20 protein-coding genes are annotated in these 21,903 nt (G+C 69.3%); 7 read left to right on the forward strand and 13 right to left on the reverse strand.

Annotated features, from left to right (window positions below; genetic code table 11):
* Positions 1-3: 3 nt before the first annotated feature.
* Together AC1Q49_RS00930 and trpD are read right to left on the reverse strand one after the other, a co-directional pair.
* On the reverse strand, positions 4-495 hold the full coding sequence (locus tag AC1Q49_RS00930) for a hypothetical protein (protein WP_060958722.1): 492 nt from the start codon (positions 493-495) through the stop codon (positions 4-6).
* Positions 496-590: 95 nt separating this feature from the next.
* The gene (gene trpD, locus AC1Q49_RS00935) at positions 591-1,652 is read right to left on the reverse strand and encodes an anthranilate phosphoribosyltransferase (RefSeq protein WP_101306469.1); all 1,062 of its coding nucleotides are present in this window, start codon (positions 1,650-1,652) and stop codon (positions 591-593) included.
* Positions 1,653-1,773: 121 nt separating this feature from the next.
* Between trpD and ctaE the strand changes: the two genes are divergently transcribed.
* From ctaE to AC1Q49_RS00960, 5 genes are all read left to right on the forward strand, one after another.
* Positions 1,774-2,418, forward strand: coding sequence for an aa3-type cytochrome oxidase subunit III (gene ctaE, locus AC1Q49_RS00940; protein ID WP_060958724.1), 645 nt, complete (start codon positions 1,774-1,776; stop codon positions 2,416-2,418).
* 20 nt (positions 2,419-2,438) lie between these two features.
* Positions 2,439-3,239, forward strand: a complete 801-nt coding sequence (gene qcrC, locus AC1Q49_RS00945; protein ID WP_060958725.1) for a cytochrome bc1 complex diheme cytochrome c subunit — start codon at positions 2,439-2,441, stop codon at positions 3,237-3,239.
* Positions 3,240-3,285: 46 nt separating this feature from the next.
* Positions 3,286-4,365, forward strand: a complete 1,080-nt coding sequence (qcrA, locus tag AC1Q49_RS00950; protein ID WP_060958726.1) for a cytochrome bc1 complex Rieske iron-sulfur subunit — start codon at positions 3,286-3,288, stop codon at positions 4,363-4,365.
* Positions 4,362-6,185, forward strand: a complete 1,824-nt coding sequence (gene qcrB, locus AC1Q49_RS00955; protein WP_101306471.1) for a cytochrome bc1 complex cytochrome b subunit — start codon at positions 4,362-4,364, stop codon at positions 6,183-6,185. The genes qcrA and qcrB overlap by 4 nt, the downstream gene beginning before the upstream one ends.
* 86 nt (positions 6,186-6,271) lie before the next feature.
* Complete coding sequence (locus AC1Q49_RS00960) at positions 6,272-6,691, forward strand: rhodanese-like domain-containing protein (protein ID WP_191008688.1); 420 nt, start codon at positions 6,272-6,274, stop codon at positions 6,689-6,691.
* A gap of 16 nt (positions 6,692-6,707) precedes the next feature.
* On the opposite strand, the gene AC1Q49_RS00965 is transcribed toward AC1Q49_RS00960, so the two are convergent.
* From AC1Q49_RS00965 to AC1Q49_RS00990, 6 genes are all read right to left on the reverse strand, one after another.
* Positions 6,708-7,505, reverse strand: a complete 798-nt coding sequence (locus AC1Q49_RS00965; protein WP_061781716.1) for a PP2C family protein-serine/threonine phosphatase — start codon at positions 7,503-7,505, stop codon at positions 6,708-6,710.
* Positions 7,506-7,525: 20 nt separating this feature from the next.
* Positions 7,526-7,960 (reverse strand): cytochrome c oxidase subunit 4, encoded by a 435-nt coding sequence (locus AC1Q49_RS00970; RefSeq protein ID WP_060958730.1) that lies wholly within the window; start codon positions 7,958-7,960, stop codon positions 7,526-7,528.
* Positions 7,961-9,724, reverse strand: a complete 1,764-nt coding sequence (gene ctaD, locus AC1Q49_RS00975) for an aa3-type cytochrome oxidase subunit I (protein WP_060958731.1) — start codon at positions 9,722-9,724, stop codon at positions 7,961-7,963.
* Complete coding sequence (gene ctaC / locus AC1Q49_RS00980; protein WP_060958732.1) at positions 9,724-10,629, reverse strand: aa3-type cytochrome oxidase subunit II; 906 nt, start codon at positions 10,627-10,629, stop codon at positions 9,724-9,726. The genes ctaD and ctaC overlap by 1 nt, the downstream gene beginning before the upstream one ends.
* A 136-nt stretch (positions 10,630-10,765) precedes the next feature.
* A complete protein-coding gene (gene erpA, locus AC1Q49_RS00985) occupies positions 10,766-11,137 on the reverse strand; it encodes an iron-sulfur cluster insertion protein ErpA (RefSeq protein ID WP_060958733.1) in 372 nt (123 codons plus the stop codon).
* A 93-nt stretch (positions 11,138-11,230) separates the two neighbouring features.
* Positions 11,231-12,634 (reverse strand): dipeptidase, encoded by a 1,404-nt coding sequence (locus AC1Q49_RS00990; RefSeq protein WP_492490682.1) that lies wholly within the window; start codon positions 12,632-12,634, stop codon positions 11,231-11,233.
* Positions 12,635-12,711: 77 nt separating this feature from the next.
* Between AC1Q49_RS00990 and AC1Q49_RS00995 the strand changes: the two genes are divergently transcribed.
* Both AC1Q49_RS00995 and AC1Q49_RS01000 read left to right on the forward strand, forming a co-directional pair.
* Entirely contained in the window at positions 12,712-13,272 is a 561-nt protein-coding gene (locus tag AC1Q49_RS00995; protein ID WP_060958735.1) for a DUF3043 domain-containing protein, read from the forward strand.
* A 1-nt stretch (position 13,273) separates the two neighbouring features.
* Entirely contained in the window at positions 13,274-14,299 is a 1,026-nt protein-coding gene (locus AC1Q49_RS01000) for a hypothetical protein (RefSeq protein WP_492490683.1), read from the forward strand.
* On the opposite strand, the gene AC1Q49_RS01005 is transcribed toward AC1Q49_RS01000, so the two are convergent.
* The 5 genes from AC1Q49_RS01005 to dnaE are packed head-to-tail and all read right to left on the reverse strand — an operon-like array spanning position 14,265 to position 21,786.
* Positions 14,265-15,296 (reverse strand): quinone-dependent dihydroorotate dehydrogenase, encoded by a 1,032-nt coding sequence (locus AC1Q49_RS01005; RefSeq protein ID WP_492490684.1) that lies wholly within the window; start codon positions 15,294-15,296, stop codon positions 14,265-14,267. The genes AC1Q49_RS01000 and AC1Q49_RS01005 overlap by 35 nt on opposite strands.
* A 52-nt stretch (positions 15,297-15,348) precedes the next feature.
* Positions 15,349-15,813: a transcriptional regulator NrdR gene (nrdR, locus tag AC1Q49_RS01010; RefSeq protein WP_101306475.1), complete on the reverse strand. Its 465-nt coding sequence runs from the start codon at positions 15,811-15,813 to the stop codon at positions 15,349-15,351.
* 3 nt (positions 15,814-15,816) lie between these two features.
* Complete coding sequence (gene hisD, locus AC1Q49_RS01015) at positions 15,817-17,133, reverse strand: histidinol dehydrogenase (protein ID WP_060958738.1); 1,317 nt, start codon at positions 17,131-17,133, stop codon at positions 15,817-15,819.
* Positions 17,134-17,142: 9 nt separating this feature from the next.
* The gene (locus tag AC1Q49_RS01020; RefSeq protein ID WP_492490685.1) at positions 17,143-18,258 is read right to left on the reverse strand and encodes a hypothetical protein; all 1,116 of its coding nucleotides are present in this window, start codon (positions 18,256-18,258) and stop codon (positions 17,143-17,145) included.
* A 57-nt stretch (positions 18,259-18,315) separates the two neighbouring features.
* Positions 18,316-21,786, reverse strand: coding sequence for a DNA polymerase III subunit alpha (dnaE, locus tag AC1Q49_RS01025; RefSeq protein ID WP_231734929.1), 3,471 nt, complete (start codon positions 21,784-21,786; stop codon positions 18,316-18,318).
* Positions 21,787-21,903 lie beyond the last annotated feature (117 nt).

The raw sequence follows: 21,903 nt of genomic DNA on the forward strand, positions 1-21,903 counted from the left end.
CGATCAGGCTCTCGTGACCGCCGAGCGGCGGACGACGACGGGCACGGAGGCCAGCCTCGTGAGCGCGGCGCCGAAGAGGATCGACAGGATGCCGACTCCCATCGCGAACGCGGCGACGCCGAAGGACACGACGGACGTGAACAGCGACGCCCGCAGGAACGACGCGTTCATCATCGTGGCGCGCACCGGGTCGTCCTTGTCGAGCTCGGCGTAGGTCTTGCCGCCGGAGGCCGTCAGCGCGTGGTGCTGGATGATGTCGGCCTGCACGTACGCGGTGAACGGGCCCTGGACGGTCTGGCCCTGGAAGGCGATCGCGTCATCGGGGACGGTGATGTTCTCGGCGCGCAGCTGGCTCGAGACCGTGACCCACACGACGAGACCGACGACGATCAGCGCGATTCCGCCGAGGATGCCGAGGATTCCGGCGATCTTGACGAATCCGACCTTCTTCTGCGGAGGTTCGAGGGTGTCGGCGGTGGCGGTGTTCTCTGACATGGTTGGGGGTCCTCTCTTTGGTGCCGGGCCGTTGCCTCACGGTATCGCTCACATCGGCGCGGCAACCAGAGGACGAGCCAGAGAAAACCCTGTGGTCAGTCCACAGTGCGCGTGGTCGCCTCGACCCACCGTGCCAGGACCCCGGCCGCGGCACCCTCGTCGATCGCGGCGGCGGCCCGCGCGCACGCCGCGGCGAGACGCTCGACGATCGGGTACTGCACCTGCGTGGCGTCGCGGAACAGCTCGTACGAGACGATGCCCGCGGCCGCGTTCAGCAGGACGATGTCGCGCACGGGACCCTTCTGCCCGTCGAGCACACGGCGGACGACCTCGGCGTTGTGGTGCGCGTCGCCGCCCAGGAGGTCGGAGATCTCGGCGAGCGGGATGCCGAGGTCGCGCGGGTCGAGGTCGTGCTCGTGGATGTCGCCGCGGCTGATCTCCCACACCCGGCTGTGCCCGGTCGTCGTCAGCTCGTCCAGCCCGTCGTCGCCGCGGAAGACGAGAGCCGTCGCGCCGCGCGTCTGGAACACGCCAGTGATGAGCGGCACGCGGTCCAGCGCCGCCACGCCGACGGCGTTCGCCTCGGCGCGGGCGGGGTTGCAGAGGGGCCCGAGGAAGTTGAACACGGTGGGGACGCCGAGCTCGGCGCGCGTCGGGCCCGCGTGGCGGAACCCCGGGTGGAAGGCCGACGCGAACGCGAACGTGATGCCGGCCTCGGCCAGCACGTCCGCCACCCGCTCCGGCGGCAGCGTCAGGTCGATCCCGAGCGCGGCCAGCACATCGGAGGATCCGGATGCCGAGCTGGCGGCGCGATTGCCGTGCTTCACGACGGGGATGCCGGTGGCTGCGGCGACGATGGCCGACATCGTCGACACGTTCACCGTGCCGAATCGGTCGCCGCCCGTTCCCACGATGTCGAGGACGTCCGCCGGCACCGGAAGCGGCAGTGCCGCCTCGAGGATGGCGTCGCGGAACCCGACGATCTCGTCGACCGTCTCGCCCTTCGCCCGCAGCGCGAGGAGGAATCCGCCCAGCTGGGAGGGGGTCGCGGAGCCCTGCATCACCTGCCGCATGGCCCACGTCGATTCCGACACACTGAGGTCGCGCCGGTCGAGAACGGCCGTGAGGATCTCGGGCCAGGAATAGAGCTCCACCATGAGCCCCGATCCTATCGGCACTCTGTCAGGGAACTCCCGGCGCGCGCGAAGCGCCCTCCGATCCCTCCGAAAGTCGAACGCACCTTCAGTGATGCGAAAACCCGGCCCGGAATCAGCCATAATGGGGAGCGTGACGACCACTCCAGCGACCTATTCCCAAGCCTTGCGTTCCGTCAAGCGGCCGGATCCGGTCGCCGTCGGCACCATCGTGTGGCTCGGCAGCGAGGTCATGTTCTTCGCGGGTCTGTTCGCGATCTACTTCACGCTGCGCAACGCCTCCCCCGACCTGTGGGCCGAGAGCACCGGAGACCTCAACGTGCCGTTCGCGGCCGTGAACACGGGGATCCTGGTGCTGTCGTCGTTCACCGCCCAGGCCGGCGTGTTCGCCGCCGAGCGCTTCCAGCCCTACCGCCGCGGCTCGTTCTGGCAGTTCCGTCAGTGGGGCATGGTCGAGTGGTTCTTCCTCACCTTCCTCATGGGAGCCGTGTTCGTCTCCGGCCAGGTCTGGGAGTACGCCACGCTCGTCGCCGAGGGTCTGCCGATCAGCGCGAACTCGTACGCGTCGGCCTTCTACATCACCACCGGTTTCCACGCGCTGCACGTGACGGGCGGTCTGCTGGCCTTCCTCCTCGTCATCGGGCGCGCCTACGCCGTCAAGAACTTCGGACGCAAGGAGATGACGTCCGCGATCGTCGTCTCCTACTACTGGCACTTCGTCGACGTGGTGTGGATCGTCCTGTTCTTCGTCATCTACGTCGTCAAGTGAGAGCGGAGCTGAGTTCCTCCATGGCATCCAAGACCACCCGCCCGAAGACCGGTCGTCGCAGCAAGTGGGCTGCCGCCGCGCTCATCGGCATCGGCCTGCTCGTCACCGGCGGCGTCTATGCCGGCGCCTCCGCGGCGATGGCCTCGACCGAGCCGGCGTCGGCATCCACGACGCTGACGGTCGACGACGGCAAGAAGCTGTTCCAGGCCAACTGCGCCACGTGCCACGGCCTGAACATGGAGGGGACGGCCGACGGCCCGTCGCTCTACGGCGTCGGTGAGCTCGCCGTCGAGTTCCAGATGTCGACCGGTCGCATGCCCCTGCAGATGCAGGGCCCCCAGGCGCCGCAGAAGCCGGCCCAGTTCACCGAGGATCAGATCCGGGCGATCGCCGCGTGGGTCCAGTCGGTCGCTCCCGGCCCGACCTATCCCGACGAGCGGATCCTCGACGGTCAGGGCGACGTCGCCAACGGCGCCGAGCTGTTCCGCATCAACTGCGCGATGTGCCACAACGTCGCCGCGGCCGGCGGTGCGCTCACCGAGGGCAAGTACGCCCCGGCCCTCACCAAGACCAGCCCGCTGCACATCTACGCCGCGATGGTCACCGGCCCGCAGAACATGCCGGTCTTCAACAACATGACCATCACCGACGACGAGAAGCGCGACATCATCTCCTCGCTGATGTACCTGCAGGAGAACGAGTCGGCCGGCGGCTTCAACCTCGGCTCGCTCGGCCCGGTCTCGGAGGGTCTGTTCATCTGGATCTTCGGCATCGGCGCCCTCATCGGCATCACCGTGTGGATCACGGCGAAGTCGAACTGATCGGGCATACGTGGACAACGGCACTGACGTAGGGAACGGACGAGACATGGCACACGAGGAAGACGCACTCGAGCACGAGAGGGCTTCATGGAAGCCCTCCCCCGGGCTCGCCGTCGCCGTCCCCGACCCCGTGCAGAACCCGGGCCTCCCGCCTCACCGGGAGCGCATCACCGACAAGGATCCGGCCGCGATGCAGCGCGCCGTCCGCACGGTCTACACCCTGTTCTACCTCTCGCTCGCGGGGAGCATCTGGGCGGTCGCCGCCTACATGCTGTTCCCGATCGAGAGCGGCCGGATCATCGACATCCGCCACAACAACCTCTTCATCGGTCTGGGCATCGCGCTCGCGCTGCTGGCCATCGGCATCGGCGCGATCCACTGGTCCAAGGCCGTGATGAGCGACAAGGAGTACATCGAGCCTCGCCACGCGACGCGCGGCCGCGACGTCACCCGCGAAGGCGCCGTCCAGGCGTTCCGCGAGGCGAACGAGGAGTCGGGCTTCGGGCGTCGCACCGCCATCCGCGGTTCGCTGATCGCCGCCCTCGTGGCCTCCGTGCTCCCCGGCATCACGCTCTTCCGCGGCCTCGCTCCCGAGTCCAGCACGGCGCACCCGGATGCCGGTGACCCGGTGGCCCTGCTGAGCCACACCATGTGGAAGAAGGGCGAGCGCCTCGCCCACGACCCGACGGGTGAGCCGATCCGCGCCGCCGACCTGACGCTGGGATCCGCCGTGCACGTGATCCCGCAGTCGCTCGCAGACCTGAGCCACCACGACGGCTACCTCGAGCAGAAGGCCAAGGCGATCGTCCTGCTCATGCGTCTGCTGCCCGAGCAGCTCGTCGAGGCCGAGGACCGCAAGGACTGGTCGTACAACGGCATCGTCGCGTACTCCAAGGTCTGCACGCACGTCGGCTGCCCCGTGGCCCTCTACGAGCAGCAGACCCACCACCTCCTCTGCCCGTGCCACCAGTCGCAGTTCGATGTGACGCACGGTGCGGCGGTCATCTTCGGCCCGGCGGCCCGCCCGCTGCCGCAGCTGCCCATCGCCGTGGATGCGGAGGGCTACCTCGTCGCGCAGAGCGACTTCACCGAACCCGTCGGCCCGAGCTTCTGGGAGCGCCATTGAGCACCGCGACTGTCACCGAGACAGGCCCTGACACCAGCCAGCCCCAGGCGACCCGCGACGAGAAGCCGCTGGGCGGCCGTTTCGTGGCCGGTGCGGCGAACTACATCGACGAGCGCACGAGCATCTCGGGTCTCGTCAAGGAGCTCGGCCGCAAGATCTTCCCCGACCACTGGTCGTTCATGCTCGGCGAGATCGCGCTGTGGAGCTTCGTCGTCGTGCTGCTGTCCGGCACGTTCCTGACGTTCTTCTTCCAGGCCTCGATGGTCGAGACCCACTACAACGGCGCCTTCCTGCCGCTGCGCGGCGTCGAGATGTCGGCGGCGCTGGATTCGACGCTGCGCCTGTCGTTCGACATCCGCGGTGGCCTGCTGGTGCGCCAGATCCACCACTGGGCGGCCCTGGTGTTCGTGGCGGGCATCGGCGTGCACATGCTGCGCGTGTTCTTCACCGGCGCCTTCCGCAAGCCGCGCGAGCTGAACTGGCTCATCGGTTTCGTCCTCTTCATCCTCGCGATGGCCGAGGGCTTCACCGGGTACTCGCTGCCGGACGACCTGCTCTCGGGCAACGGCCTGCGCATCATCGACGGCATGGTCAAGGGCATCCCCGTCATCGGCACATGGACCTCGTTCCTGCTCTTCGGCGGCGAGTTCCCCGGCACGCAGATCGTCGGCCGCCTGTACACGCTGCACATCCTGCTCCTGCCGGCCATCCTGGTCGCCCTGCTGGCGGTGCACCTCATGCTGATGATCGTGAACAAGCACACCCAGTTCGCCGGCCCCGGCCGCACGAACAGCAACGTCGTCGGCTACCCGATGATGCCGGTGTACATGTCCAAGATGGGCGGCTTCTTCTTCATCACGTTCGGTGTGATCGTCCTGATCGCGTCGCTGTTCACGATCAACCCGATCTGGAACTACGGCCCGTACGACCCGTCACCGGTCTCCGCCGGCACCCAGCCCGACTGGTACATCGGCTTCGCCGACGGCGCGCTGCGTCTGGTGCCCCCGCACCTCGAGGCCGTGTTCTGGGACCGCACCTGGTCGTTCAACATCCTGATCCCGCTGGTCACCCTCGGCCTGTTCATCGTGCTCGTCGCGATCTACCCCTTCATCGAGGCGTGGATCACGGGCGACAAGCGCGAGCACCACATCGCACAGCGTCCGCGCAACGCGGCCACCCGCACGGCGATCGGCGCCGCCGGCGTGACCTTCTACGCGGTGCTGTGGGCCGCGGCATCCTCGGACATCATCGCGACCCACTTCTGGCTCACGATGGAGGGCGTCATCCACACCCTCCAGGCGCTGCTGTTCGTCGGGCCCGTCCTCGCATACTTCATCACCAAGCGCATCTGCATCGCGCTGCAGAAGAAGGACCGCGAGATCGCGCTCCACGGGTACGAGTCCGGACGCATCGTGCGCCTTCCGGGCGGCGAGTACATCGAGGTGCACCAGCCCGTCGACCAGTACGAGGTCGTCAAGCTCGTCGACTTCGAGACGAACGAGCCGCTCGTCGTGCGTCCCAATGACCAGGGACGCATCCCGTGGCACGAGAACTTCCGCGCCTCGCTGTCGCGGTGGTTCTTCGAGGACCGCCTCTCCCCCGTCACCCAGAGTGAGCTCGAGGCGGCGCGCGCGCACCAGCACCACACGCTGGACCACATCGCCACCGAAGAGGACGCGGAGATCCAGGGCATGCACGAGCGTGCCGGAGTGCCCGACGCGCCGCACCACCCGATCGACGACGGCCACAACAGCGAGACGGCCGTGCGCCCGTCGAACGTGATCGTCCCCGATGACGAGGCGAAGGACGCGAAGGACTGACGTCCGCCGCACGCTGGCAGTCAAGCGGCGAGGAGTGACCGTTCCGGTCCTCCTCGCCGCTTCGTCGTTGCCGTAGCGTCGACGCCATGACCGATGACACCCTCGCCTACTTCTCGGCGAAGCTCGCCCACGAGACCGACCCCTCCGACGTCTACGCCGCGCAGAAGGCCGGCGAGCAGTTCGTGCTCGTCGACGTGCGCGGAGCAGAAGCCTGGGAGCAGGGTCACGCGGTCGGCGCGCTGCACATGCCCTACCGGGACATCGAGGCGCGTGCACCCCGCGAGATCCCGCTCGACACCCCCGTCGTGGTCTATTGCTGGAGCCCGGGGTGCAACGCCGGCGCCAAAGGCGCGGTCGCGTTCGCGCGCCTCGGATACCAGGTGCGCGAGATGATCGGCGGCTACGAGTACTGGGTGCGCGAAGGACTGCCCGCCCAGGGCGCCCAGGGCCCGCTCCCCCGCGTGTTCGACGCCCAGGTCATGGTGGTGCGCCCCGCCTCCGACTGACCCGGGACGACGGCGCTCACCCGGCGAGGGTGTCGATGCCCTCCGCGAACCGATCGGCGGCGGCGCCCGCGAAGCTCGGACGCTCGCCGCGGGGTGCGCCGTTCGCGACGTCGGCGACGACGGCCGTGACGTTGTCGCGGGAGCCGGCCTGAAGGGATGCCGCGACCACCGTCTCGGCGGCCGTCTGAGGACGCGTCACGGTGCGGAGGATGTCGGCGATCGCATCGTCCGGGAGATAGTCGCTGACGCCGTCGCTGCACAGCAGCCAGCGATCTCCTCGCACGGCGATGCGCTCACTGACGCGGACGAGATCGGAGGGCTCACCGCGCAGGGATGCCGTGATGATGTTGCGGCGCGGGTGCGTCATCGCATCCTCTTCGCGCACGATCCCCTGGTCCACCAGCACCTGGACGAAGGAGTCGTCGCGTGTCTGACGGATGAGGTGCCCCTCGCGGAGCAGGTAGCCGCGGGAGTCGCCCGTGTGCGCGAGCAGCAGCGCCCCGCCGCGGCCGAACCACAGACCCGTGAAGGTGGTCGCCATCCCGGCCAGCGAGGGATCGCGCCGCACATGTGCACCGAGGTCCCAGTTCGCGATCCGCACGCGAGCCGTGAGCTCGTCGGCATCCTCGAGGATCGCCCCGCCCGCCACGAGCCGGTGCAAGAACGCGGCGGAGGCGAGATCGCCCGCCGGGCCCCCGCCCACGCCGTCCGCGACGCCCACGCCCCAGGAGGCGACGAAGGCGGCGTCCTGATTGGCGTCGCGGTATCCGCCGACGTCGCTGGAGACGCCGGCCCGCAGGGAGAGAGCCGTCACGGCCGACGTGGCGTCGCCGCTCAGCGCGCGAAGTACCCGCGGTAGTACTCGAACACCCAGCCCACGATCGCGATGACGAAGACACCGAGACCGATGGGAAGGAGGAACGTGCCCACCGCGAGGCCGAGGATGCCGAGGGCTGCCGAGAAGGCGAGCACGAGCGGCCACCACGACCACGGGCTGAACTCACCCATCTCGGGGTCGCCGTCGTCGATGTCGGCCGTCAGCGAGTCCTCGGGGAGCTCGCCGCCCTGGGCGCGGTGCACCCGATCGACGTAGAAGCCGATCATCGCCGCCATGAAGACCGTGAACAGCAGCGCGACGCTGCCGACCCACTCGATCGCGTGGAACCACGGACGATCGGAGTGCTCGATGATGTTCCACCCCGTGTAGAGGGCGAAGCAGAGCAGGAAGAACCCGGAGAGGATCCACCAGAGGTTGACGTTGGTCTTCACTTACTTGACCTTCCCCTCGGCCACGTCGACGACGGGCGCATCGGGCGCGTCCTTCGCCGGTCCCACGCCCACGGGCAACGCGGCCTCGGGGTGGTTGAGGTCGAACGCGGGACGCTCGCTGCGGATCCGCGGGATCGACGTGAAGTTGTGACGCGGCGGCGGGCAGCTGGTGGCCCACTCGAGCGAGCCGCCGTAGCCCCACGGGTCGTTCACGGTCACGCGCGGCGCCTTGCGGGAGGTCAGCCACACGTTGAGGAAGAACGGGATCATCGACGCACCGAGGATCATGGCGCCGATGGTGGACACCTGGTTCTGCCACGTCCAGCCGTCGGCGGCCGAGTAGTCGGCGTAGCGGCGGACCATGCCGTCGACGCCCAGCCAGTGCTGGATGAGGAAGGTCATGTGGAAGCCGATGAACAGCATCCAGAAGTGCACCATGCCGAGCCGCTCGTTGAGCATGCGTCCCGTCCACTTCGGCCACCAGAAGTAGAAGCCGGCGAACATCGCGAACACGACCGTGCCGAAGACGACGTAGTGGAAGTGGGCGACGACGAAGTACGAGTCGGAGAGGTGGAAGTCCAGCGGCGGCGAGGCGAGGATGACGCCGGTGAGGCCACCGAAGACGAACGAGACGAGGAAGCCGAGCGAGAACACCATGGGCGTCTCGAACGTGACCGAGCCGCGCCAGAGCGTGCCGATCCAGTTGAAGATCTTCACGCCGGTGGGAACCGCGATCAGCATCGTCATCAGCGCGAAGAAGGGCAGGAGCACGGAACCCGTGACGTACATGTGGTGAGCCCACACCGACACCGACAGGGCCGCGATCGCGATCGTCGCGTAGACCAGGGTCTTGTATCCGAAGATCGGCTTGCGGCTGAACACCGGGAAGATCTCGGAGACGATGCCGAAGAACGGCAGGGCGATGATGTACACCTCGGGGTGGCCGAAGAACCAGAAGAGGTGCTGCCACAGGAGCACGCCGCCGTTGGCCGGGTCGTAGATGTGCGCACCGAGCACGCGGTCGGCCGCGGCCGCCAGGATCGCCGCGGCGAGCACCGGGAAGGCCATCAGGATCAGGATGCTGGTGACCAGCGTGTTCCACGAGAAGATCGGCAGACGCCACATCGTCATGCCGGGCGCGCGCATCGTGATGATCGTCGTGATGAAGTTCACGGCGCCGAGGATCGTGCCGAAGCCGGACATGCCGAGCCCCAGCATCCAGAGGTTTCCTCCGGCACCCGGAGAGAACGTCGCGCCGGCGAGCGGCTGGTAGGCGAACCACCCGAAGGCGGCGGCGCCCTGCGGCGTGAGGAACCCCGCGACGGCGATGACCGAGCCGAAGATGAACAGCCACAGCGCGAACGCGTTCAGACGCGGGAACGCCACGTCGGGGGCACCGATCTGCAGCGGCAGGATCGCGTTGGCGAAGCCCGCGAACAGGGGCGTCGCGAACATCAGCAGCATGATCGTGCCGTGCATCGTGAAGAGCTGGTTGTACTGCTCCTTCGTGGGAAGGATCTGCATGCCCGGCTCGAACAGCTCCGCGCGGATGATGAGGGCCATCACGCCGCCGAGGAGGAAGAAGATCACCGAGGCGATGAGGTACATGTACCCGATCGTCTTGTGGTCAGTGGAGGTGATCCACTTGACGATGATGTTGCCCTTCTGCTCCACGCGGGTCGAGCTCATCAGCGCGGCCTGACGCGGGGGCAGAGTGGTCGGGCGAGAGGAGGTCTCACCCTGGAGAGGAAGCGTCGTCGCCATCAGTGTTCTCCCTCGGCTTCGGTGGAGGCGCCCGTACCCGGGAAGTTCTGGAGCCGGTCGTAGGCCTTGTTGATGTCACCGGTCTGGCCGGCAGCGCGCAGACCCGCCAGGTACTCCTGGTACTCGGCCGGCTCGACGACCTTCACCTTGAAGAGCATCATCGAGTGGTACTGGCCGCAGAGCTCGGCGCACTTGCCGTCGTACTCGCCGACACGCGTCGGCGTGAAGGACCAGTAGTTGTCCTTCCCGATGTACATGTCCTTCTTGTACAGGAAGTCGATGATCCAGAACGAGTGGATCACGTCGCGCGAGGTCAGCTTGAGCTTGACCGTCTCGTTGACCGGGAGGACGAGGGTCGGCAGTTCGCTGGTGATGTCACCCTTGGCGTCGGTCTGCGCCTGGACGCCCATGGTCCAGACGGCGTCGTCGCCGGCCTGGCAGTCGGCCGTGTCGTCGTTGTACTGGAAGTCCCACGCCCACTGCTTGCCGATCGCGGTGACGCACACGTCGGGGTTGTCGTACTGGGTCTCCAGGATCGCCTGGTCACGGGCGGTGAAGGCGAAGAAGCCGAGCACGAGGATCAGCGGGACGACCGTGTAGAAGATCTCGACCGGCATGTTGTAGCGCAGCTGCACCGGCAGACCCCGCTGGCCGCGACGGCGACGGTACGCGATGGCCGCCCATCCCATGAGGGCCCAGGTGATCACACCGACGGCGAGGAGGACGATCCACGAGTTGACCCACAGCCCCGACACCATCTCGGTGTGGTTCGTGGCCTGCGTTCCATCGTCGGTGAAACCCGGCAGGAAGCCGTTCAGCTCGGTGGGAGTGCATCCCGCGAGGGCGATCGCCGAGGCGATCCCGATCGGGATGACGGCGAGCCGGAGTCGGCGTTTGACGCGCACGGTGCACCTTTCGGGGTCATGAAGGTCGAACACCGTTCAGTCTAGGGCAACCTCCCACACGATTCAGGCCATCCGCCCAGGATGTCTGCCACTATCGGAGGGGTTTTCCCGGCCTGATCTGCGCCGACGTCAGGACTCAGTGGAAGCTGTCACCGCACGCGCAGCTGCCGGCCGCGTTGGGGTTGTCGATCGTGAAACCCTGCTCCGAGATGGTGTCCTTGAAGTCGATCGTCGCGCCGTCGAGATACGGCACCGACATGTCGTCGACGATGACCTCGACACCGTCGAAGTCGACGGCCTGGTCGCCGTCGAGGAAGCGCTCGTCGAAGTAGAGCTGGTAGATGAGGCCGGAGCAGCCGCCGGGCTGCACGGCGACGCGCAGACGCAGGTCGTCGCGGCCCTCCTGCTGCAGGAGGCTCTTGACCTTGTCGGCCGCGGCATCCGTGAGCAGCACGCCGTGGGCGGCCTCGGTGGCGGTGGCGGGGGCGTTCGTGGCGATGTCGGTCATGGCACTCTCCGGAACCTCGGTGATCGAAGCCGTGATGAGACGGCGGGTCTGCTCGATTCTACGCCGCGGGAGCCGACCGGGGCCCGGTCCGGCTCAGCCCTTCGCCGCCGTCCGGCCGTCCAGTTCCTCCAGCAGCAGCGCCTCCGACACGAGCGCGTGGCGGAACGTGTCCAGGTGCAACGACTCGTTGGGGCTGTGCGCACGCGCGTGGGGGTCCTCGACGCCGGTCACCAGGATCTCGGCGCCGGGGAACTCGCGCACCAGGTCGGCGATGAACGGGATCGACCCGCCGATACCGATGTCGACCGGCTCGACGCCGTAGCCCTCGCGCAGGGCGGTGCGCGCCGCGGTGACCGCGGAGCCGCTCGTGTCGACGAGGAAGGCGTCGCCGCAGTCGACGTCGCGGAACGTGAGCTCCGCGCCGAACGGCGCGTGCGCGCGCAGATGGGCCTCCAGCGCGGCGTACGCCTCCCGCGCGGGCTGGCCGGGGGCGACGCGCATGCTGATGACCACCGAGACCTCCGGCGCCAGCGTGTTCGACGCGTTCTTCACGCTCGGCGCGTCGATGCCGGTCACCGTGATGGACGGCTTGTTCCAGATCCGGCTGAGGATCGTCCCCCGCCCGATCGGGCTCACGCCGTCGGGCAGGCCGGCCTCGTCGCGGAGCGTCTCCTCCGTGTACTCCGGCGTCGCGGCATCCCTCTCCGCCAGGCCCGCCACGGCGACGGCGCCGTCCCCGTCCCAGAGGGTCGACAGCAGCGTGATCGTCGCGAGCATCGCATCGGGCACGGCTCCGCCGAACATGCCCGAGTGCGAGGCGTGCTCGAGGGCACGCACCGTGAGGGTGAAGCGGGCGTTGCCGCGCAACGAGACGGTGAGCGCCGGTGTGACGGCGTCCCAGTTGCCGGAATCGGCGACGACGATGACGTCGGCGCGCAGCGCGTCGGCGTTCTCGCGGAGGAACGCCGCGAACGACGCGGAGCCGGCCTCCTCCTCGCCTTCGATGAACAGGTTGACGCCGAGGTCGACGTCATCGCCCAGGACCTCCACGAGCGCGCGGAGCGCACCGACGTGGGCCATGATCCCGGCCTTGTCGTCGGCGGCGCCGCGCCCGTAAAGGCGTCCGCCGCGCACCGTCGGCTCGAACGGCGCCGTCTCCCACAGCGTCTCGTCGCCCACGGGCTGCACGTCGTGGTGGGCGTAGAGCAGGATCGTGGGGCGGCCGTTGCGCGCCGCGCGGGAGGCGAGCACGGCCGGCATCCCCTCGATGCCCGTCTCGGGGACCACGGCGGTCTTGACCTCGACGCGGTCGAAGATGCCCAGGTCGTCGAGGAGCTCCTTGACGGCCTCCGCGCTGCGCGCCACCTCCGCACGATCGAAACCCGGGAAGGCGACGGAGGGGATCCGCACGAGGCGCCCCAGATCGGCGAGGGCGGCGGGGACGGCCGCTTCGGCGGCGTCGCGGACGGCGTGACGGCGGGACAGGTCCGAACTCATGCGGGTAATCTTAGGGGGCAGCTCTCGCGCATCCACGTGCGTGCGCACCACCCGTGAAGACAACGAGGATCCACATCGTGGCCAAGAACCCCGCCGCCCCCGACGCCGCCGCAGACGTCCCCACCGGTCCCGGCAAGAACCGCCCGACGCCGTCGCGCGCCGAGCGGGAGGCGGCCCGCAAGCGCCCTCTCGTCGCCGACACGAAGGAAGCGCGCGCCCGTGCGAAGGCCGAGCTCGCCACGCAGCGGGAGAAGGCGCGGATCGGCATGGCCAACGGGGAGGACCGCTATCTCCCGGCCCGCGACAAGGGCCCGCAGCGCCGGTTCGTCCGCGACGTCGTGGACGGCGGCTGGCACGCGGGCGAGCTGCTGATGCCCCTGATGCTCATCGTGATCCTGCTCAGTCTCATCCCGAACACGGCGATCGTGTACTACGGGTTCGCGGCCCTGTGGCTCTACATCCTCTTCGTCGTCATCGACATGGTGATCACCAGCATCCGGGTGAAGAAGCTCGCGCGCGCGAAGTTCGGCGACCGCATCGAGAAGGGCCTCGGCTGGTACGCGGCGATGCGCACCATCCAGATGCGCTTCATGCGTCTGCCGAAGCCGCAGGTCAAGCGCGGCGGCCGTCCCGCCTGACGTGGCGGTGCGCCCGGACCGCAGCTGGCGTCGCTGGTTCGTCGTCGCTCCGGCGCTGGCCGGGCTCGCGCTCGTCATCGTCGGCATGACGCTGGCCGCGCGGGATGTCGACGGCTTCCCGGCCTACCTCAGCGTCATCGTCGGCGGATGGGCGCTCGCCTTCGCCGCCGTCAACTCCCTGAGCGCACTCCCCCCTCGCCGGCAGTGGACGCTTCACGTGATCCTGGCCGTGTGCGCGATCGCGCTGCTGCCCACGAGCATGGCCGTGCTCGACGCGATCCGAGGCCTTCCCGAGCCGTGGCGTCGTCCAATCTTCCAGGCGGCGCTCGGCGTCCCCCCGGCCGCCGGCTGGGTGCTCGTGACGCTGCTGGGACGGGTGTCGAGTCAGATCGACCGCAGCGCATCCCGTCGGGCGCGGGCGATGGCGACGCCCGCCTGGGGCGGAGCCGACAGCCGTCCGGAGCTCACGGTCACGGCATCCCGCCTCTCCCCGCGGCGGCTGACCGCCCTCATCGTGGGGGCTGTCGCGCTGGGCGGCGCACTCGCGCTGACGATCGTGATCCTCGCCGAGCGGTGGGTGCTGCGCCTGCCGCCGCTGATGCTGGTCGTCCTGTTCGGCGGGCTCATCGCCCTCCCCCTCTACGCCGCGGTGCGCGCCCTCGTCAACCGCCGCCGCTCACGCCTGACCGTCCGCTGGAGCACGGGCGCGATCGAGGTGCACACGGCCGCCGGACCGCCCTGGGTGGTCCCGTTCGCGATGATCCGACGGCTCGTATGGTGCCCACGCGGCGACATGGCGCGGCTCGAGATCCACACGGCGAGCCGGAGCGAGACCTTCCTCGTCGGGATGGTGCGCCAGGATGCCGGTGCGGCGTCCGAGCTGCCGCCGTTGCAGCACCGCATGACCCGTGCGCTCGAGCAGGCGGGACTGCGCCCGCGTACCCGGCGGGAGACGGTGCGCTTCGATCGGGCGCCCGAAGGCCGGCCGAGCGTCAGCGCCGCCGACGCGCGGCCAACCCCCGGTTGATCTGACGCGCCCAGAGCGGCCCGCGATAGATGAAGCCCGTGTAGCCCTGCACGAGGTTCGCACCGGCATCCAGCCGCTCCTGCACGTCGTCCGCGGTCTCGACGCCGCCCGCCGCGATGATGCAGAAATCGTCGGGAACCGCGGCACGGACGATCCGCAGCACCTCGAGGGATCGGCGGCGCAGCGGGGCCCCGGACAGTCCTCCGGCGCCCATCGCCGCGACGGTGCGGGCATCCACGGTCAGTCCGTCCCGCGAGATGGTCGTGTTCGTGGCGACCAGTCCCGCCAGGCCGAGATCGACCGCGAGACGGGCCACCGCGGCGACCTCGTCGTCCTCGAGGTCGGGCGCGATCTTCACCAGCAGCGGCGTGGAGCCCGCGGCATCCCGCACCGCCTCGAGCAGCGGGCGGAGCGTCTCGACGGCCTGTAGGCCGCGCAGACCCGGCGTGTTCGGCGACGACACGTTGACCACGAGGTAGTCCGCCTCCCCCGCGACGAGCTTCGTGCTGGTGACGTAGTCGGCGGTGGCGTGCTCGACGTCGACGATGCGGCTCTTGCCGATGTTGGCGCCGAGGACGGTGCGCCGAGCCCGGCGCCGCGAACGCTCCAGACGCGCGGCGGCCGCCGCGGCCCCGGCGTTGTTGAAGCCCATGCGGTTGATCAGCGCGCGGTCGGGGATGAGGCGGAACAGTCGCGGGCGCGGGTTGCCGGCCTGCGGGACCGTCGTGACGGTGCCCACCTCGACGTGCCCGAAGCCGAGCGCGTAGAGCCCCTCGCTCATGACGGCGTTCTTGTCGAAGCCGGCCGCGACACCGAACGGCGAATCGAAGACGCGCCCCAGCGCGGGCGTCCGCAGCACGGGGTCGGGCGCCGTCAGCGCCCGGACGATCGGCCGCAACGGCCACACGCCGAACGCGCGGATGACGGGGATCACGAGGTGGTGGGCACGCTCGGGATCCATGTGGGCGAACACGGTGCGGAAGATGAAGGGGTACATCGGCTCCCAGCCTAGGGCTCGCGTCCCGGCGTGCCGCGCGCGGGCGCCGTGTCTAGTCGGCGGCGTCGCGCGCGTGGTCGGCGCGCAGCTGGGCGATCGAGGCTTCGAAGTCCTCCAGCGAGTCGAACGCCTGGTAGACGCTGGCGAATCGCAGGTAGGCGACCTCGTCGAGATCGCGGAGGGGACCGAGGATGGTCAGCCCGATCTCGTTCGTGTCGATCTGCGACGCGCCGGTCTGGCGAACCGCCTCCTCGACCGCCTGAGCGAGCACCGCGAGGTCGGCCTCGGTCACGGGGCGACCCTGGCAGGCCTTGCGCACGCCCGACATGACCTTCTCACGACTGAACGGCTCGATGACCCCGGAGCGCTTGATGACGTTGAGGCTCGCGGTCTCGATGGTCGTGAACCGACCGCCGCATTGCGGGCACTGCCGGCGGCGGCGGATGCTGAGTCCGTCGTCGCTCGTGCGGGAGTCGATGACGCGCGAGTCGGCGTGTCGGCAGAAGGGACAGTGCACGAGCTACTCCCCCGCCCGCACGTCGGCGAATCGGGCCGTCACGGCTTCGCCGTGCGCCGGCAGCTCCTCGGCGACTGCGAGGGCCACGATCCCGTCGTGCACGGCGCGCAGGGCCTCACGGTCGTACGCGATCACCTGCTGCGGCCGCAGGAACGTGGATGCCGACAGCCCGGCGGCGTACCGCGCCTGACCACCGGTGGGAAGCACGTGGTTACTGCCCGCGAGATAGTCGCCGAGGCTCACCGGCGAGTTCTCGCCGACGAAGACCGCTCCCGCGTTGACGAAGTCCTCGGGCCGCGGGGCGCGCAGGTGCAGCTCGAGGTGCTCGGGGGCGTAGGCGTTGCTGAACGCGGTCGCCACCGCGAGGTCGTCGACGAGGACGACGGCGGACTGGGGGCCGTTCAGCGCCACGCGCGCGCGGGCTCCGTTGCGCGTGCGCTCGACGCGCTCGGCGACCTGCGCCCGCACGCTCTCGGCGAGCTCGGGCGACCAGGTCACGAGCACCGCGGACGCCTGCTCGTCGTGCTCGGCCTGGCTGATCAGGTCGACGGCGACGAGCGCGGCATCCGCCGACTCGTCCGCGACGATGAGGATCTCCGTCGCGCCGGCCTCGGAGTCGGTGCCGACCAGGCCGCCGACGGCGCGCTTCGCGGCGGCGACGAAGTTGTTGCCCGGGCCCGTCACGACATCCACGGGATCGAGTCCGATGCTCTCCACGCCGTACGCGTAGGCCCCGACGGCCCCGGCACCGCCGATCGCGTACACCTCCGTGACGCCCAGCAGCCGTGCCGCCGCCAGGATGTCGGGGTGCACCCGCCCGCCGAACTCGGCCTGCGGCGGCGACGCCAGCGCCACCTCGCCGACGCCGGCCACCTGCGCCGGGACGACGTTCATCACGACGCTCGACGGGTAGACCGCCTTCCCGCCGGGCACGTACACGCCGGCGCGCCGCACCGGTTGCCAGCGCTGCTCGACGCGTGCTCCCGGCCCCAGATCCGTCGTCGTGGGGGGCGGCACCTGCGCGGCGGAGGCGATGCGCACGCGGCGGATCGCCTCCTCGAGCGCACGCCGGACGGTCGGGTCGAGGTGCTCGAGCGCCTCGTCGAGGTGCGCGGCGGGCACCCGGATGTCGTGGTCGGTGACGCGGTCGAAGCGGGCAGCCTGGTCGCGCAGCGACGCCTCCCCGCGCTCGCGCACGTCCGCGACGATGTCGGAGGCGGCCTGCAGCGCCTCGGCGCGGGCGGCCTGTGCACGCGGCACGGCCGAGAGCAGCTGCGCGGTGGTCAGGTCACGACCGCGCAGATCGATGGTGCGGAGCATCCGTCCAGGCTACCCGCGTGTGACGCCGGAGACGTCGGTGAGGTAGCCGATGCGTCCGTCTTCGTGGCGCACGACGTACGTGTCGCCGCGATCCTCGATGACGAGCGCCCACGCCGTCGGTCCGATGCGGAACAGCGGGGCGCCGTTCTCATCGACGACGTCGCGCTCGACGGGGGCGAGAGCCCAGAACGCCTGCGACGCGGCGGGGGCGACGACGGTCTCGTCGAGGACGGTCGTCTCGGTGACGGGCTCGACGACACCGGTGGCGGTGCCCGCCGCCGCGTCGGCGCCGGTCTCCGCGGCGGTGGTCGGTGCGGCGGCGAAGGCGGGACGGGCGGCCGCGGGCCGCGCGACGACGGGACGCGCCGGGCGCGCGTAGCGGTGGGCCGGAACCTCGGTCCGGTAACGGAAGTCCTCCCCGACCGTGGGCAGCAACGGCGCGAACACGGTGAGTACGACCCCGGCGAGCATGAGGATGAACTCCACCCAGACGACCCAGGTGGCCAGGAAGACGCTTCCGCCGCCGAGCGAGACGAACGAGCTCCACAGGATGCCGAGCCAGACGACGGACGAGACGGTGAAGGCCACCGAGGCGAACTGGTCGATGCCGAGCGAGCCGACGCGACGGATGCCCTGCGGCGAGAGCCGGCGCAGACCGATCAGGAAGACGGCCACGGTGGGCACGCCGATCGTCAGCACCCAGTCGATGCCCGTCCAGACCGAGGGGCCCCAGCCGCGGTTGCCGTAGCTGTAGATCGGGAAGAACGAGACGACGAACGCCACCAGCCAGATCGCGCCCAGCGAGACCTCCCGCACCGAGAAGGGACCGACGCCGTACTGCGGCGACGCGGCCTCGTCGACGCCGTCGGGCCCGTCGGTGATCGCCTGGAACGCCTCGGAGAAGGTCGCGTAAGACACGTCGGGGTCGTCGTCCGACGCCGCGGGCCGGGCAGCGGGCTGCTCGTCGGACTGCGCGGCGGGCTGCTCTGCGGGCTCCGTGGCCGGCTGCTCCGCGTGCGCGGCCGTCGGCTCGTCGTCCGGGCCGGCCGCCGCAGGGACGGAGACGGTGGCGTCCTCCGTCGCGCTGTCGTCGGCGGGGTCGGGGGTGGGCTTCTCGTCGGTCACGTGACGCATCCTTCCGGATCAGAACTCGACTGCGATCCTACTCGGACCGTCGCGGCGTCAGCCGAGACATTGCGGTCCGAGAAGGCCCTTCAGCTCACCGTAGAGATCGACGGTCACGCGCACCTGGGCGGGCACCTCGAACACCTTCGCCACGCCGCTCTTGTGGAGCTTGAGCGTCACCTCGGTGTCGCCCGGATGCCGCGAGAACACCTGGGCCAGTTCGGTGACGATCCGCTCGGTGGCGCGATGTTCCGGCATGAGGAGCACGAGCGAGCCGGTGGCGTCCACGGAGCCGAGATCGGGCGAGAACGCGGACTGACCGTGCAGGTTGAGGCCGTCGTCGCGCCGCGACACGCGCCCCCGCACGACGAGGATGCTGTCCGCCACGAGCATCGACTGGAACTCCGTGTAGGTCTTCCCCATGAACATCACGGTGACCTCACCGTCGAAGTCTTCGACGGTGATCATGCCGTACGGGTTGCCGCTCTGCTTCGCGACGCGGTGCTGCACGCTCGTCACGAGCCCGGCCACCGTCACGATGTCGCCGTCGTTGATGTCGTCGGAGGAGAGCAGATCGTGGATCGAGAGCGACGCGTGCTTCGCGAGCGGGATCTCCAGGCCGGCCAGCGGGTGATCGGAGACGTACAGGCCGAGCATCTCGCGCTCGAAGGCCAGCTTGTCCTTCTTCGTCCACTCGGGCCGCGGCGGCACCTTCGGCGGGACGACTTCCTCGGCGGCGTCGTAGAGACTGTCGAAGTCGAACCCGATGGCGCCCTGGGCCTCGTTGCGTTTGCGGTCGACGGCGGCCTCGACGGCATCCTCGTGCACCTCGAGCAGCGCGCGACGCGTGTCGCCCATCGAGTCGAAGGCGCCCGCCTTGATGAGCGACTCGACGGTGCGCTTGTTGGCGACGTGCATCGGCACCGTGTCGAGGAAGTGGTGGAAGCTCGAGAAGCCCTCCTCACCGCGCGCCTCGACGATGCCGTCGACGACGTTGGCGCCGACGTTGCGGACGGCACCGAGGCCGAAGCGGATGTCCTCGCCGACGGCCGCGAAGTAGCGGATCGACTCGCTCACGTCGGGCGGGAGCACCCGGATGCCCATGCGGCGGCACTCGTTGAGGTACACCGCCATCTTGTCCTTGGAGTCGCCGACGCTGGTCAGCAGGGCGGCCATGTACTCGGCCGGGTAGTGGGCCTTGAGATACGCCGTCCAGTACGAGACGAGTCCGTAGGCCGCGGAGTGCGCCTTGTTGAACGCGTAGTCGGAGAACGGCAGGAGGATGTCCCACAGCGCCTGGACGGCCGCCTCGCCGTACCCGCGCTCCTTCATGCCTCCGGAGAAGCCCTCGTACTGCTTGTCGAGCTCGGACTTCTTCTTCTTGCCCATGGCGCGACGCAGGATGTCGGCCTGTCCGAGCGAGAACCCCGCCACCTTCTGCGCGATCGCCATGACCTGCTCCTGATAGATGATCAGGCCGTAGGTGGTGTCGAGGATGTCGCGCAGCGGCTCCTCGAGCTCCGGGTGGATCGGAGTGATGGGCTGCTGGCCGTTCTTGCGCAGCGCGTAGTTGGTGTGCGAGTTCGCGCCCATGGGACCGGGGCGGTACAGCGCGATGACGGCCGAGATGTCCTCGAAGTTGTCGGGCTTCATCAGCCGCAGCAGCGCCCGCATCGGTCCGCCGTCGAGCTGGAAGACGCCGAGCGTGTCACCGCGGGTGAGCAGATCGTAGGCGTCGCGGTCGTCCAGGGTCAGGTGCTCGAGGTCGAGCTCCTCCCCGCGGTTCAGGCGGATGTTGTCGAGCGCGTCGGAGATGATCGTCAGGTTGCGAAGGCCCAGGAAGTCCATCTTGATCAGCCCGAGGGCCTCGCACGACGGATAGTCGAACTGGGTGACGATCTGGCCGTCCTGCTCGCGGCGCATGATCGGGATGATGTCCAGCAGCGGCTCGCTGGACATGATGACGCCCGCGGCGTGCACGCCCCACTGACGTTTCAGACCCTCCAGACCCAGCGCGCGATCGAACACCGTCTTGGCCTCGGGGTCGGTGTCGATGAGCGAGCGGAACTCGCTCGCCTCCTTGAAACGCGGGTGGGCGCTGTCGTACATGCCCGACAGCGGCATGTCCTTGCCCATCACCGCCGGAGGCATGGCCTTGGTCAGCCGCTCCCCCATGCTGAACGGGAAGCCGAGCACGCGGCCGGCATCCTTGAGGGCCTGCTTCGACTTGATGGTGCCGTAGGTGACGATCTGCGCGACGCGTTCGGAGCCGTACTTCGCGGTCACGTAGTCGATCACCTCGCCGCGGCGACGGTCATCGAAGTCGACGTCGAAGTCGGGCATGGAGACGCGGTCGGGGTTGAGGAAGCGCTCGAAGATGAGGCCGTGCTCGAGCGGGTCGAGGTCGGTGATGCGCATGGCGTACGCGACCATCGACCCGGCGCCCGAGCCGCGCCCCGGACCCACGCGGATGCCGTTGTCCTTGGCCCAGTTGATGAAGTCGGCGACGACGAGGAAGTAGCCCGGGAAGCCCATCTGCAGGATGATGCCGGTCTCGTACTCGGCCTGTTTGCGCACCTTGTCGGGAATGCCGCCGGGATAGCGGTAGTGCAGCCCCGCCTCGACCTCCTTGATGAGCCAGCTGTCCTCGGTCTCGCCGGCGGGGACCGGGAAGCGCGGCATGTAGTTGGCAGAGGTGTTGAACTCGACCTCGCAGCGCTCGGCGATCAGGAGCGTGTTGTCGCACGCCTCGGGGTGATCGCGGAACAGCTGTCGCATCTCGGCGGCGGTCTTGATGTAGTAGCCGTCGCCGTCGAACTTGAACCGGTTCGGGTCGTCGAGCGTCGAGCCGGACTGGACGCAGAGCAGGGCCTCGTGCGCGTCGGCCTCGTGCTGGTGTGTGTAGTGCGAGTCGTTCGTCGCGACGAGCGGGATGTCGAGGTCCTTCGCCAGCCGGATGAGGTCGGTCATCACGCGGCGCTCGATCGAGAGGCCGTGGTCCATGATCTCGGCGAAGTAGTTCTCCTTGCCGAAGATGTCCTGGAACTCCGCCGCCGCCGCGCGCGCGGCGTCGTACTGCCCGAGTCGCAGCCGGGTCTGCACCTCGCCGGAGGGGCACCCCGTCGTGGCGATGAGCCCCTTGCCGTAGGTCTGGAGCAGCTCGCGGTCCATCCGCGGCTTGAAGTAGTAGCCCTCCATGCTCGAGAGCGAGCTGAGCCGGAAGAGGTTGTGCATGCCCTCCGTGCTCTGGCTCCACATCGTCATGTGCGTGTAGGCGCCCGAGCCCGACACGTCATCGCTCTTCTGGTCGGGCGAGCCCCACGCGACGCGCGACTTGTCGCTGCGGTGGGTGCCGGGCGTGACGTAGGCCTCCAGGCCGATGATGGGCTTGACCCCCGCCGCCTTGGCGGCGTTGTAGAACTCGAACGCGGCGAAGGTGTTGCCGTGGTCGGTCACCGCGATCGCCGGCATCCCGTACTCGGCCGCCGCCTGGGTCATGGCGCCGATCTTCGCCGCCCCGTCGAGCATCGAGTATTCGCTGTGCACGTGCAGATGAACGAAGGAGTCGGTGGCCACCCATCGAGTCTACGAACACCGCCGACATCGCCGGCGGGACGCTCGGGGCTGCGCGTCAGCTCACCTCAC

The sequence above is a fragment of the Microbacterium sp. MPR-TSA4 genome (genome assembly GCF_058792815.1).

Excerpts from the sequence above, each read along its gene's own strand:
- qcrC (WP_060958725.1), top strand. The coding sequence starts at position 2,439 with ATGGCATCCAAGACCACCCGCCCGAAGACCGGTCGTCGCAGCAAGTGG.
- qcrA (WP_060958726.1), top strand. The coding sequence starts at position 3,286 with ATGGCACACGAGGAAGACGCACTCGAGCACGAGAGGGCTTCATGGAAG.
- AC1Q49_RS00930 (WP_060958722.1), bottom strand. The coding sequence starts at position 495 with ATGTCAGAGAACACCGCCACCGCCGACACCCTCGAACCTCCGCAGAAG.
- AC1Q49_RS01005 (WP_492490684.1), bottom strand. The coding sequence starts at position 15,296 with ATGTACCCCTTCATCTTCCGCACCGTGTTCGCCCACATGGATCCCGAG.
- trpD (WP_101306469.1), bottom strand. The coding sequence starts at position 1,652 with ATGGTGGAGCTCTATTCCTGGCCCGAGATCCTCACGGCCGTTCTCGAC.
- AC1Q49_RS00960 (WP_191008688.1), top strand. The coding sequence starts at position 6,272 with ATGACCGATGACACCCTCGCCTACTTCTCGGCGAAGCTCGCCCACGAG.
- erpA (WP_060958733.1), bottom strand. The coding sequence starts at position 11,137 with ATGACCGACATCGCCACGAACGCCCCCGCCACCGCCACCGAGGCCGCC.
- hisD (WP_060958738.1), bottom strand. The coding sequence starts at position 17,133 with ATGCTCCGCACCATCGATCTGCGCGGTCGTGACCTGACCACCGCGCAG.
- dnaE (WP_231734929.1), bottom strand. The coding sequence starts at position 21,786 with ATGCTCGACGGGGCGGCGAAGATCGGCGCCATGACCCAGGCGGCGGCC.
- ctaE (WP_060958724.1), top strand. The coding sequence starts at position 1,774 with ATGGGGAGCGTGACGACCACTCCAGCGACCTATTCCCAAGCCTTGCGT.
- ctaD (WP_060958731.1), bottom strand. The coding sequence starts at position 9,724 with ATGGCGACGACGCTTCCTCTCCAGGGTGAGACCTCCTCTCGCCCGACC.
- AC1Q49_RS00990 (WP_492490682.1), bottom strand. The coding sequence starts at position 12,634 with ATGAGTTCGGACCTGTCCCGCCGTCACGCCGTCCGCGACGCCGCCGAA.